The 12,164-nt window shown below is 45.2% G+C and carries 10 protein-coding genes; 8 read left to right on the top strand and 2 right to left on the bottom strand.

The annotated features are described in order from the left end of the window. Window positions 1–9 precede the first annotated feature (9 nt). Genes BTA51_RS10375 through BTA51_RS10360 form a run of 4 tightly spaced genes read left to right on the top strand, consistent with a single transcriptional unit; the run spans window position 10 to window position 3,985 of the window. On the top strand, window positions 10–1,374 hold the full coding sequence (locus BTA51_RS10375; protein WP_094707383.1) for an O-antigen ligase family protein: 1,365 nt from the start codon (window positions 10–12) through the stop codon (window positions 1,372–1,374). A 1-nt stretch (window position 1,375) separates the two neighbouring features. Continuing rightward, the gene (locus BTA51_RS10370) at window positions 1,376–2,215 is read left to right on the top strand and encodes a hypothetical protein (RefSeq protein WP_094707382.1); all 840 of its coding nucleotides are present in this window, start codon (window positions 1,376–1,378) and stop codon (window positions 2,213–2,215) included. 48 nt (window positions 2,216–2,263) lie between these two features. Next, complete coding sequence (locus tag BTA51_RS10365; RefSeq protein WP_094707381.1) at window positions 2,264–3,163, top strand: glycosyltransferase family A protein; 900 nt, start codon at window positions 2,264–2,266, stop codon at window positions 3,161–3,163. A gap of 60 nt (window positions 3,164–3,223) precedes the next feature. Then, window positions 3,224–3,985, top strand: a complete 762-nt coding sequence (locus tag BTA51_RS10360) for a polysaccharide pyruvyl transferase family protein (RefSeq protein ID WP_094707380.1) — start codon at window positions 3,224–3,226, stop codon at window positions 3,983–3,985. A 13-nt stretch (window positions 3,986–3,998) separates the two neighbouring features. Here the strand turns inward: BTA51_RS10360 and BTA51_RS10355 are convergent, their stop codons facing one another. After that, window positions 3,999–5,630 (bottom strand): GMC family oxidoreductase, encoded by a 1,632-nt coding sequence (locus BTA51_RS10355; RefSeq protein ID WP_094707379.1) that lies wholly within the window; start codon window positions 5,628–5,630, stop codon window positions 3,999–4,001. Between the two features lie 296 nt (window positions 5,631–5,926). On the opposite strand from BTA51_RS10355, the gene BTA51_RS10350 reads away from it, so the two are divergent. After that, window positions 5,927–6,919 carry an acyltransferase gene (locus BTA51_RS10350; RefSeq protein WP_168188126.1) on the top strand — a complete coding sequence of 331 codons (993 nt, stop codon included), beginning with the start codon at window positions 5,927–5,929 and terminating at the stop codon, window positions 6,917–6,919. Window positions 6,920–6,921: 2 nt separating this feature from the next. Here the strand turns inward: BTA51_RS10350 and BTA51_RS10345 are convergent, their stop codons facing one another. Beyond that, on the bottom strand, window positions 6,922–7,701 hold the full coding sequence (locus tag BTA51_RS10345; RefSeq protein WP_094707377.1) for a glycosyltransferase family A protein: 780 nt from the start codon (window positions 7,699–7,701) through the stop codon (window positions 6,922–6,924). Between the two features lie 339 nt (window positions 7,702–8,040). Here BTA51_RS10345 and BTA51_RS10340 point away from each other — a divergent pair, with 339 nt between their 5' ends. From BTA51_RS10340 to BTA51_RS10330, 3 genes are read left to right on the top strand one after another with little or no spacing between them, the layout of a single operon-like run. Beyond that, entirely contained in the window at window positions 8,041–10,332 is a 2,292-nt protein-coding gene (locus BTA51_RS10340) for a hypothetical protein (RefSeq protein WP_094707376.1), read from the top strand. Then, entirely contained in the window at window positions 10,329–11,582 is a 1,254-nt protein-coding gene (locus BTA51_RS10335; protein WP_094707375.1) for a TIGR03087 family PEP-CTERM/XrtA system glycosyltransferase, read from the top strand. Before BTA51_RS10340 ends, BTA51_RS10335 begins: the two co-directional genes overlap by 4 nt. Continuing rightward, complete coding sequence (locus BTA51_RS10330) at window positions 11,579–12,160, top strand: DapH/DapD/GlmU-related protein (protein ID WP_094707374.1); 582 nt, start codon at window positions 11,579–11,581, stop codon at window positions 12,158–12,160. The genes BTA51_RS10335 and BTA51_RS10330 overlap by 4 nt, the downstream gene beginning before the upstream one ends. Window positions 12,161–12,164: the final 4 nt, after the last annotated feature.

Below are 12,164 nucleotides of genomic sequence, written 5' to 3'. Positions count from 1 at the left end.
AGTAACAAAATGCTTAACGTTATACTTTTCTTCTCGACATATATGGCAGGAAGTCTGTTTGCAGTATTCAGGCATCCTGTTTATGCGTTTGTACTTTATGAGGCCGTGTACTTCTTTAACCCACCTAATCGTTGGTGGGGAGGGCTGGTTCCCTATCTGAGTTATTCGTTTTATGTCGTCTGCCTGATGCTGGTGCTGTTCCTTTTCAAATACAAGGACTTTAAAGAAAACCGGCTTTTTGACGTGCCGCAGTTCAAATGGATGTACTTCATCGTTTTCCTATATTCATTTGCATACTTTTACGCGGCACTCCCACAGTATCATCTTGAATACATGATTAACTTCATTAAGTTGATCATTATTGTTTCCGTTGCCTATAAGCTGATTGATTCCGAAGGCAAGCTTAACGCCATTATATACGGTTATATCTTCGGCAGTTGGTACATCGGCTGGGTAGCATTTGAGACTGGCAGGAACGCCGGTGGCCGTGTGGAGGGCATTGGTACGGTGGATTCACCTGATGCCAACGGTATAGCTGCCGCTATCACCCCCAGTCTTGTGTTGTGCCTCTATTACTTCTGGATTCACAAGAGCAAGATGGCGAAGGGCATATTTGTATTTGCCGGACTGTTTATAGCCAACGGGCTGGTCCTCATCAACAGCCGTGGTGCATTTCTCGGTGTCGCTGCCAGTGTGCTGTTTTTCATGTATCACATGTACTTTTCCTCATTCCAGAGAAAGTTCCAAAAGGCGACAGCTATTTTTATCACGCTGTTTGGGTTGATGGGAGCAGCCACATTGGTGGATGAATCCTTTATCGAACGAATGAAAACGATCACCAATACCCAGGTATCAGAGGAACATGAAAATGCCGCTACGCGCACTATCTTCTGGAAAGCCGCATGGGAAATGGCAAAGGATCATCCTTTCGGAGCTGGATTTCACGGTTTTAACCACTACGCGGAGTTTTATATTCCATATGGTTTTAACACCGGGGGAAAAATCAACAGAACCGTTCATTCTTCATGGTTTGAGGCGTTATCAGAAATAGGGTACCCGGGACTGATTGGGCTCATCATGATGTTGGTGGTGGTGTGGAGAACTTTAAATTTGTGTAAGAAAGAGCTCCGAAAGAGAAATCATGTTGATGAGTATTTTAAAATAGTGGCATTGCAGGCAGCCTGTATTGCCTTTTTGCTGGCAATGACGTTTATTAATCGATTAAGGGCTGAGGTACTTTATTGGCTGGTACTGTTTTCGGCCTGTGCCTATAACCTGTATGTTCTGAAAAAGTGTAAGACATTGGAAGGTCCAGGAGAATCCGAAGAAAATAGACCCGATGAACGTCCGGTTAACGGTGAACGGATAGCTTGAAATGAAGAGTGATAAAGTAGTCCAGATTACCGCATTCGCGGCTATTCTCCTGGGAGGGATCCTCCTCCTCATCAATATTTATGGTCTTACTCAGGATATTCGTCCTGCTACCATTCAGGATTCGGAATTGCGTTTTCACAACGACGTGTCTTTGACCTATGACGATGCTAAAAAAGCGATTCCAAGAAAGGAAGGGGAGACGGAAGAACAGTACGCTGAGCGTATGACCTTTGTCATTTCACAGACCCTTGCTCATATTCAGTGGAATGAGGAACAAGATCCTCGTAAATATAATCAGAGAATCCCGGTATGGGAGAACTATTTCCTTTATGTGATGGCATTGGTATCAGGCATTCCCGAGTTTGAGAAGTATCACTATGCGAACTACGATCTCAGCTTGAAGCGGGGTATCGGGATCTGTGGTGATGCTTCAATGGTCATGTCCCAAATACTGAATCAGCAGAATATTCCAAACCAGATCATTACTTTCCCGGGTCACGTCGTGATTGAGGCCAGTTTCAATGATGGTGCAACGCGGGTATTTGATCCGGATTTTGGCGTGGCCCTTCCATATTCTACTGATGAAATAAACAGTTCTCCTGCTCTGGTAAGGGCTTTCTATTCCGCCGAGGGATATACTGAAAAGGAAGTTAACACTCTTAACTGGTTATACGGAAAGGACTATCAACGTTGGAATGGCGTTTCACATTTCATCACGAAGAAATATTATTTTGAGAAATTTGCCTATTTTATGAAATGGCCTTTGCCCATTTTATTGATTCTGGGCGCAGCAGGCGTTTTATATTTAAATAAAAGGCGTCGTATAAACAAATCCAGCTGAATGAAAGCTTTCTATTAAAACCAAACAGACAAGATTCAAGGAACCTTTATGGTTGTATTCTTAACCTCTATACGACACCCTGAGAACGCAAAAGATTACGGACAGATAGAGAAGATTCTAAAGGTTACTCTGGGAACTGTCTGTGGCCAGACCAGTGACAACTTCAAGGTGGTCGTTGTCTGTAATCAGGTGCCGGAAAACAAGTACGACGATCCGAGGATCGAATATCACGTCGTTGACTTTCCTCCACCTGCGGTCGGACAGAATACTTCATCTCTGCAGTTTTCCGCCAATTCAGGAGATAAGGCCTGCAAGCTGTATTCAGGGCTGTTGTATTCTAAAAAATACTCGCCTGATTATGTCTATATATTCGATGCGGATGATTGGATCCATAAAGACATCGTCAAAACCCTGGAAGAAAGTCCAAAGGCGAAAGTCTGGTATGTGGACAAAGGGTATTTCGTTTCGTATTCAGAGAAAGAGTACAAGAAGAAAGCCGGCCTCACCCGATATTGCGGAAGCACTTTTGCCTACGATTATGAGTTTATATTGGAGCAGGGTGAGAGCAGCAAACACCCTCAATTAACTGAAAACTCATCAAAAGAGGATCTGCTCAATACTCTGGATGAGCATTACATATACGAGATACTGGGAAATCACGCTAAGCACTACAATTACTTCAAGTCCATGGGGATTACGCCGCAAAGCTTTAAATTCCGGGCTGCCTGCTGGGTGCTGGGGACTGGAGAGAACTGGTCTGGTGAAAGCGGTAAAGCTAACGGGCTCCCTTGTGACGAACAGTTCTGCAGTGATTTTAATCTTCCTCGTAATGAGTTTTTAAATACCCAAAAACCCGATTTCATTATGATCCTGAAAGACTTGATTGGCAGCTTTATTTCAGAGTTCAAATGGTTCATGAGCAGAGTGCAGAAGCGTAACTACTTTTAGTTTTAGTCGTCGAAAACGGGTTCGAATCTCTTAATCTCAAAGCGGTCTGGAAACATATTAATGCAAAAAGAATTTGCTTCACTCAAAGAAAAAATCAACGAAATTACCAACGGCAAACCCGTCTATTACCTGGCCAACTATGGTAACTGGGGGGATGGTCTCATCAGACACGGAACGCTCAAGTTTTTTGACCATATCGGCTTGAAATACAAAGAGCTGTCTATTGACAAGAAAGACTGGATCCTTCCATTTTTGAGAGGCGGAACTGTTATATATGGCGGTGGCGGAGCCTGGTGTAGTCACTGGAATCATTCAGAAAACTATGTGAGAAAGCTGAAAAACAGGTTCAAAGTGCTTGTTTTACCGTCCAGCTATGAAACGCCATACTCGATCGACAATACGACTTTCTACCGCCGGGACGAATTCCAAAGTAAAGAGAATATGCCGCAAGCGGATTTCTGTCATGATATGGCCTTTTTTATCGGTGATGACTTTTACAAGGGTCCATGCGGGAAAGGCGTTGGATATTTCTTAAGAACAGATGATGAAAGTGCGAAGCAAATTGAGATTCCTAAGACGAACCTCGACTTGAGCAAGAAAGGAAATTACCTGACTGACGCTAAAGGTTTCTTTGAGGAAATCAATAAATACGAGGTCATTTATACCGATCGTTTGCATGTATCCATCGCCGGATATCTTCTGAAGAAAGAGGTTCATCTGTTTGCCGGATCTTACTTTAAGAACAAGGCGGTTTATATGAGCAGTATGAGCCACGCTGACAATGTCCATTTTCACGAGAACTACGACCTCAATCAGGCCTAGATTAGCTGTTGAGTCAATGTGTGCCGACCGTGGCTTCCTCGTCGTGAATAGGGGATGCGGACAGGACTTTCCTGGAAAGCCTGTCCGCCAAATAACAGGACAGAGCGGCGATGGTAAAGGTTGGATTATGACTCCCGCCCGTTGGCATCACTGAGCTACTGGCAATGTAGAGATTCTCGATGCTATGGATTCGCAGATCGCTATTCGTCACTGAATTGTCTGGCGAGTCTCCCATTATCGTTCCCCCCATGTGATGTGACGCGTCTGTGGCAATTGGCCAGTCAACTTCATCCTCTAATTTGCTGTGAAGGTCTCCAATATTTACCTCCAAGAGATGCTCACTGATTTTTTCGTGCAGTAGAAGCATCGTTCTCTTTTCTCTCTCGCTGAGTGAATAGTTCACCTGAACCTTCCTGTTTCCAAATAGGTCCACCTCTTCCGATAACGTTATATGGTTATCGTAGCGGGGCTCCATCTCGATGTAGTTCCGGATTCGGTAAGTGGTGATTTTCGGCTTCTTGTTCGTTAACCGGTAATAGAGATACTGTACTGCCAAGGATATTGATTTCAGTCTGCTCCGGCGCTCAACTCTCTCTAGGTGATCCGTGTCTCCTGTTTCACTGAAATCGAGCATAGTGACTTCTTTCTGCTGATAAAGCGCCATAAAAATTTTAAAGAAAGTACGCTTGTTCATCAGAAAGGAAATGACGGCGGACACAACTTTGTCGTCACTCCAGGGGAGAATCGGTTCAAAGCGTACATAATTATTCAGAAGCCGCTGACTTCTCTGGATATCAAGGGGAAGGCTGATACCTATGTACTTGTAACGACCTTGGTCTATGGTGCCTACATAATCATTGATGGGGGTTGGCTGGTTCAATTTCAGCAGGCCGTATTCACTCTTGGGATGGTTCATGAAATATCGGCCTAGTAACTGGCCTTCGGTGCCTAATGTTAATGCCCCTTTTACCTGAGAGTTGAGAAGCAGCCGGACAGTTTCGATGCCGCCGAGGGCTATTATAAAAGTCTTCGCCTGAACCGATGAGGTTATTTGGGTGCCGGCATTGCTGATAACGGCTTTCGTCACTGTCTCGCCTTCTGAATGAAGTTCAGTCACATGTGCGTTGTAAATCAGGTGAACCGCATTGTTCAGGTAGGATGCATAGTTGACCGGCTCGAGCTGGGCAAAGAAGACACGTTTTCTGAAATTTTCGAAATAGCGGCTCTTTTCAGTAGACTCATCGAGTGTATCGGTAAACTGATAGTGTTCTGACGCATACCGGTAATATTGGCTCAGTTCTTCGTAAGATATTGGCCAATCATGGGTTTCCAAGTAGTCCCGTCCCCGGGTTTCAAACTCCTCAAAGTGAGTGCTTAGCCCTCCCCAGGTATTGGTTGCTCCTCCCAGGGCGAATTCGCGGGAGTTTTTCTTGATCGCCAGATCAGAAAAAAGTACCTCCTTTAGCTCCCTGTTATGAGGGTTATCAAGGCTAAAACTGCCGCTTTCAATAAGGCATATACTCTGATCGGGGCATTTCTTGACGAGTTCGTTGGTGGTGATGATTCCGGCAATTCCTCCCCCTAATACGCAGAAGTCAAACGTATAGGTTTCGGGCTTAACGACGTTACTGTAGTCGATTTTCATGGGGCACCAGATAGTCGGGAAAAGGCCTCTGTGAGGTTTTTTAATTCTTCTATGGAACTTTCTACTGCCGATCAGAACCAGATATCCAGCAATGATTATTGAGGTTTTTGTCGAGTTGTTCAAGAAAACACCAGTCCTCCTCTGGCGATAATTTACACTACAGAATTGCCTTGCTATTCTCAAAAAACAACGCCATCAGTGCAGGGAAGGGGAATTGAAGTTTGGCGCCTTTCCCTCTGCTAGCTGTGTAGTATCTGGCTCTTCGATCTAATTTCAGTTTCGTGAGAGGTGCGGATGTGTTTCTGGGATATATACACTCATTCAGAGCGCTGGCAATCTTTTTTATCGTTGCCGGACATGCTATCGACGCATTTGTGTGGGATGACGGAAGCAACCTGGAAAGAGCGCTACGGATTCTGGTGAGCAACGGCAGTACGCTATTCGTCTTTATTGCTGGTTATTTGTTTCAACACCTGTCGTATAAATATCAAACCAGAAAATATCTCTCCAGCAAAATAAAGAATGTTATTTTGCCTTATCTAATCATTTCAATTCCTGCGATTGCGATATTTGTTTTTGTGATGCACCGTCAAACGGTGTGGCAGGGTTTTTACGATAACCCAACGTGGTTGCAGGTATTTTATTTCTATATCACGGGTAAGCATCTGGCGCCGCTTTGGTTCGTGCCAATGATTACGCTTTTCTATGTTGTTGCCCCTCTGCTCATGGTATTGGACAAAAATAAAAAGGTGTATTACCTGCTGCCGATCTTTGTGGTGTTGTCATGTTTTGTTGGCCGGGGCTATGCCTATGCCAGTTTTGCACATTTCTTTTCGGTCTATCTGTTAGGTATGTTTTGTAGTCGATACAAAGTTGAGCTGAATCCAAAGCTGAGTAGCAACAGCACTTTAATGATCACAGGGATTGGCGTCATTGTATTGGCTTTGTACGAGTTTTATTTTATGAAAGGAACAATGACCTACATTAACTTTCTTCAGAAAACCTTGATGTCATTGTTCTTTCTTGGGCTCTTTATTCGTCTTGGTGAGCGAATTGAATCGAAGTTTATCGGTATTGTTGCAGATACAAGCTTTGGAATATTTTTTATCCATTCTTATATATTGACCGGCGGAAAGATGACGATTTCCTATTTTAACGGCACTTTGGTGTCGGGAAATGTATTCATATATAGCTTGGTGGCAATAGCGACGTTATTGTTCTGTGTGTTAATAATACTGACACTTAAACGTATGTTAGGACATTACAGTCGCTACATTATCGGAAGCTAGTATCACGACATATAGCTTTCCATAAAAGCCTTGCCTGGTTTACGGCCTTTTAAGTATGGCTTCAGATAAGCCTTCAGCTGTGACAGCTTTGATTCTCTATACCCATCGCTGATATTGTCCCCATGCGACAGAATATATACGACCAGCTTATCCTGTATTACTTTATAAGGCGCTTTGGCTTCTTTCTCAAAAAACTTATCAAGTCCCATATGAGAATAGCGGCAGAAGGGAATGGACCTAATAGACTCCTGAGAGAATGTGTCCGGACAGTTTATATATTGATCTGCAATGATCCCTGTGGAGCCACAGTATTGAGACAGCTGGCTACAGGGAAGAATCCGGTTCTGACGGTTGTAGAACAGAAAGCCGCCGTCAAGGATCATTCCCGCTACGGCTGGAAGGCTATCAATAGTCGACACCAGCTGCTTGCTTACAAGGTCGTCAGCATCAAGAGGAAACCAGTATTCAACTTCCTCGTTGCGTTCCTTTAACAGCATGATGCCTTTGGCAATTTTGCTGTTTTTGTCTTTGGTATAGTCGTCCTGGGTGACCCCTTCGAAATTAGGAGGCGCAATCTCTGTAATGGAATGAAAGACAGGCTTACCCTGCCAGCTCATATCCTTGAGAAGGTCCGGACATTCATGACCCACAACAATAAAGTCAAAGTTCGTATTGGTCTGATTCAATAGGGATCCCACTGTTTTCTTCAGACTCTCACAGGTTACCTGCCAATTTCTGGATACCTGCTTTGACTTCAGGGGAATGACAATGCCTAATTTCATTTGGTTTTCCAACACTGCTGATGGGGTGCGAAAACGGACCCGTGGATGAACGAAAGCAAAACTACCATAGTTTTTGGCATTCAAAAATCCGTTTGGGTGAATGTTTTTTCAAAGTTAAGGTTTTTCTTCTAAAAAGTCGCCTCATCTATAATTTTGACACTGTTTCTAGGTAAAATATCCGGCAATTTTGATCGTTGAGACAAATAGTTACTGAGAAAGCCGGAAATTACATTCCGGCTTGGATTGTCTTAACTTCAGGGATTCAGGTTCATTGTTTGTGATAGGGCAAGACGACTCCTTCGGACAAAGGACACAATACGAAAAGGTTCTTTTAATTGCATGAGCAATTCTCACATTAGTTTTCCTCGGGTCTTCTTTATCGCATTTGGGGCATTGGCTCTTGTTTCTGGCTTTTACCTCGGAACCTTTTTTCCAGTCAGCCAAATGATTTTGCTGGGGGCATTAGCTGTCTATGCTGCGATATTACTGGCAGTTCCTTATGGCTGGCTGATCCTGCTCCCGGTCTTTTGTGTAACGATCAATTTGGCTCCTTATACCGGTCGGTTTATTTTTAATGAACTGGATTTGGTTTTCCTTGTTACTGTGGGGGCAGCCGGTATTCGAAGCGGTTTCTCTCGTGAGTGGAAATCCTTCTTTCCAGGATGGTTGGTGTTGGCCTACATCCTGTTGATTTTGGTGCCTGTGGCCACGGTGCCATATGGAGAGCTGTTATTTCCATCGAAGGGAAATCCATATTATTCCTCTCTTTACTACTACCAGGTTGCCAAGGGCATTCTAATCGGTTTTGTGCTGTCTCTTTATCTCAGGCAGGAGGTTCTGGACAACCCTGTAAGAACCATGAAATCCCTGGTGGTTGGAGCCTGGCTGGCAAGTGTTGCACTATTTATGATCGTGCTGTGGGAGCGGGGCACGCTTGAACTGCTTCTAACAAGTACCGATCCCTACAAGATTGCGAATTCATTTCTCAATTTATCGACAACCTATCGGGTGACCGGACTTCTGGCGGATATGCACACAGGTGGGGAGAGCCTGGACGGTTGGTTTTTGCTGCTCTTGCCGCTTAATTTATTGGGGATCTTTGTGTTTCGGACGCAGAAGCCCAAGTTAATGTCGGTCCTTTGCCTCGGATTTGTTTTTTATTGCGTCGTGATGGGCTTTACGCGGGCTACTTATGCTGCCTCAGCCATATCAATTGCTGTGTTTGTCGCTTTGGCTCTTTACCGGAACTCCCGTGCCGGCAAGTCTGCAGTCCCCCATGTATCGCTGGTGGAGTTCATTCTATTTACGGGGTTCGCTCTGGGGTTGTGGTTTGTTTACAAAGTCACGGGTTTTTACGTTCTCATTGCCGGCGGTGTATTGCTGTTTGGCGGCCTGGCTGTGGCAAGAAACAGGGATCGGCTAGGTCAGTTCTATTGGCTTGGGTTGGTTGCGGTTGCTCTAATGGCAGCCTTTATTAATTACGATTCGTTTGTCGACAGTAAATGGGTGGATGATTCTCCAGAAAACCGCATTCGGCTCTTGGTGGGGACGGCTGTCATAATTGCTTTGTCAGCCTTTTTGTACGGACGGCAAAAAGTCCAAAATGGTCGTTTATACCTCTACGCGAATCTGTTCACACTGATGTTGGCATTTGCATTGTGTCTGGTTCTGGGAGGTAGCAGAATCCAGACCCGAATGGAAACTGTTGAAAATGACTGGCAGACCAGGATGAATCACTGGTCCAGTGTCATTGCATCTTCTCCCTGGTCCTGGTCAGATCATATTTTCGGAAACGGACTGGGAAGCTTTACGGCTAATTATCTGGTCTACAACCCCGATCTGGTGAGAGAGGTCGGGAGTTTTTCGATATATGAGTCCGGCTTGGATGGTCAGGTCCTCACAATCGGGCCAGGCGGAGACCAGGTCATTGGTCAGCGGGTCAAAGCCGATGCCGGCCAGGATTATCAGGTTGATATCGAGGCGCGGGCGAGTGACGAGATGGAAATCAGAGTGGCTTTCTGTGAACGGAACCTGATTATTTTTGATCGCTGGGATGTTAATTGTTCCGGCAAAACCCTGTCGATTAATCCGGCCGATGAGTTTGAGAGCTATACCGTCAAGCTGAACGCCAAGAATGTCGGTAAGCCTCCCGCGATTGGTAAGTTGCCCACTCTTTTTATCGTAAGGCCTAAGAAAGGTGAATCTCTGCTAGAGGTGAAGTCTGTCAGTATTTCTGCGCCTTCAGGGAAAGCATTGCTGGAAAACGGAAATTTTGAAGCGGGGATGGATCATTGGTTTTTCTATCATGACTTCAAACACCTGCCTTGGCATATCAAGAACATTTACCTGTCCATTTATTACCAGCTTGGAGCATTGGGCATTCTTCTCTTTTTCCTTATGTTCGCTACCCTCATGAAGCGAAGTATCCGCAGCTCCGGGGAGCACAGTATGTTGTGGGTGGCAACTGCCAGTATGGTGGTCAGCTATCTGGCTTTTGGGATGTTTGGAGATCCTCTGGATTCGCCCAGGGTTAATTGGATGTTTTATCTGTTGTTATTTTTGGCGGTCTGCCGGGATCGAAAAACCGGTGGCAAGCCCAGTACAGTAAACCGTGGAGCTGCTGTATCGTGAAGATATTGTTTATTTCCCATCGTGTTCCTTTTCCCCCGAACAAAGGTGAAAAGATCCGGACATTCCATCAGATCAAGTTCCTGGTAGAGAAAGGCCACAGCATTACAGTGGTAGCGCCTTACGAAGATGAAGATGAAATAAAGCATTTTCAGGAGCTGGAACGCCGATACAAGGTAAAAGTTTTTGGCTCAAAGCTGAAATATAAATCCCTACGTTTGCTAACAGGACTTTTGACCGGCAGAGCTCTGAGTGTGGCTAACTTTTACAGCAAGCCGTTGCAACAGGAGATTGATCAGCATATTCAATCTGATGACTATGACGCGATAGTGTGTACCGCTTCCAGTATGGCGGAATATGTCTTTCGGTCGAAGACTATTGACCGCAAGGGGAAGAAGCCGCGCTTAATCATGGATTTTATGGATTTGGATTCAGATAAGTGGCGGCAATATGCGGAACGTAGTTCCTTTCCGATGAGCTGGATTTACAGGCGGGAGGCTGAACTTATTTTTCAATTTGAAAAGGAAATCGCCGAATCATTTGATGCCTGCTTGTTTGTCACCGAGGCTGAAACAGAGCTATTCCGGCAATATGGAGCGACGACCAACAATGTCTATGCCATTGAGAACGGCATGGATCCCGACGAATTCAGGCCTTCTAAGGAAGAGAAGCAAAAGGACACGCCTGTATTGCTGTTTACCGGGGTGATGGATTATTCGCCAAATGTCGATGCAGTTGTCTGGTTTGTCGAGAATGTCTGGAAAGCTATTTTGAATAAATGGCCGGATGCCGAGTTTTACATAGCAGGCATGAATCCAAATGAGAAAGTCAAAAGCCTGGAAAAGGAGCCGGGGGTACAGGTAACGGGATTCGTGGACGATATACTGCCGTATTTCGATCGCTCAACCATCTTTGTGGCACCGTTTCGGATTGCACGGGGAGTGCAAAATAAGGTGCTGCAGGCTTTTGCATGTGGCATTCCCGTGATTGCCACCCCGATGGGTGCGGAGGGAATCCGCTATCAGGAAGGCGAAAATATTTTGTTGGCAGACACGGCTGATGACTTCATGGCAGCGCTTGAGAAGCTGCTCACTGATTCCGGTTTATATCAGAAGGTAGCTGATAACGCATTGGAGACTATTCAACGAGTCTATTCCTGGAGGGGTATCTTGGAGCCATTTGAGGAGTTGCTTGCAACTGGTAAGATCGTGGACAGGGACACAAAAGCGGATATGCCGGAGGTTGCAGGATGAAATCCGCTGTCAAAGAGTTGATGTTCACGATTTTTCTTGTTCTGGCGAGTCCTGTTTCCATTCTTTACCTGATTGGCTCGGTGCTAATATCCAAGGATCGGTTATTCAGTGGGTACTCTCAACTGATGAGCCTTTTTCCAGGAATGATCGGCAACTACCTGAGGGTGGGGTTTTATCGGGTTGCCATGACCCGTTGCGACAAGGAAGTGGTTATTTCATTCGGCACCATATTTTCCCAGACAGATACTGAGATATTGGAAGGCACCTATATCGGTCCTCAGTGCAATATTGGGAAAAGCCGAATTGAGGCCAATTGCCTTTTGGGCAGTGGAGTCCATATTATGAGCGGGAAAGGCCAGCATAACTTTTCTGATCTCGACACTCCGCTACGTGAACAGGGAGGGGAGTTCAGCAAAGTTACCATTGGAGAAGACAGCTGGATTGGCAACGGAGCCCTGATCATGGCTAATGTCGGGAAGAAATGCATCATCGGTGCCGGATCCGTGGTAATTAGTGACATCCCGGACTATGCCATCGTTGCAGGCAACCCTGCCAAGATCATCAAGATGAGAAACTAGAATT

Source organism: Hahella sp. CCB-MM4, from assembly GCF_002260525.1.
In the GTDB taxonomy this organism is placed as follows: Bacteria; Pseudomonadota; Gammaproteobacteria; order Pseudomonadales; family Oleiphilaceae; genus Hahella.
Note: the sequence above shows the minus strand (reverse complement) of the source record. Positions and strands in the feature narration are given on the sequence as shown.

Coding starts and splice junctions, on each gene's coding strand:
- BTA51_RS10340 (WP_094707376.1), top strand. CDS start 8,041: ATGAGCAATTCTCACATTAGTTTTCCTCGGGTCTTCTTTATCGCATTT.
- BTA51_RS10345 (WP_094707377.1), bottom strand. CDS start 7,701: ATGAAATTAGGCATTGTCATTCCCCTGAAGTCAAAGCAGGTATCCAGA.
- BTA51_RS10355 (WP_094707379.1), bottom strand. CDS start 5,630: ATGAAAATCGACTACAGTAACGTCGTTAAGCCCGAAACCTATACGTTT.
- BTA51_RS10360 (WP_094707380.1), top strand. CDS start 3,224: ATGCAAAAAGAATTTGCTTCACTCAAAGAAAAAATCAACGAAATTACC.
- BTA51_RS10330 (WP_094707374.1), top strand. CDS start 11,579: ATGAAATCCGCTGTCAAAGAGTTGATGTTCACGATTTTTCTTGTTCTG.
- BTA51_RS10370 (WP_094707382.1), top strand. CDS start 1,376: ATGAAGAGTGATAAAGTAGTCCAGATTACCGCATTCGCGGCTATTCTC.
- BTA51_RS10375 (WP_094707383.1), top strand. CDS start 10: ATGCTTAACGTTATACTTTTCTTCTCGACATATATGGCAGGAAGTCTG.
- BTA51_RS10365 (WP_094707381.1), top strand. CDS start 2,264: ATGGTTGTATTCTTAACCTCTATACGACACCCTGAGAACGCAAAAGAT.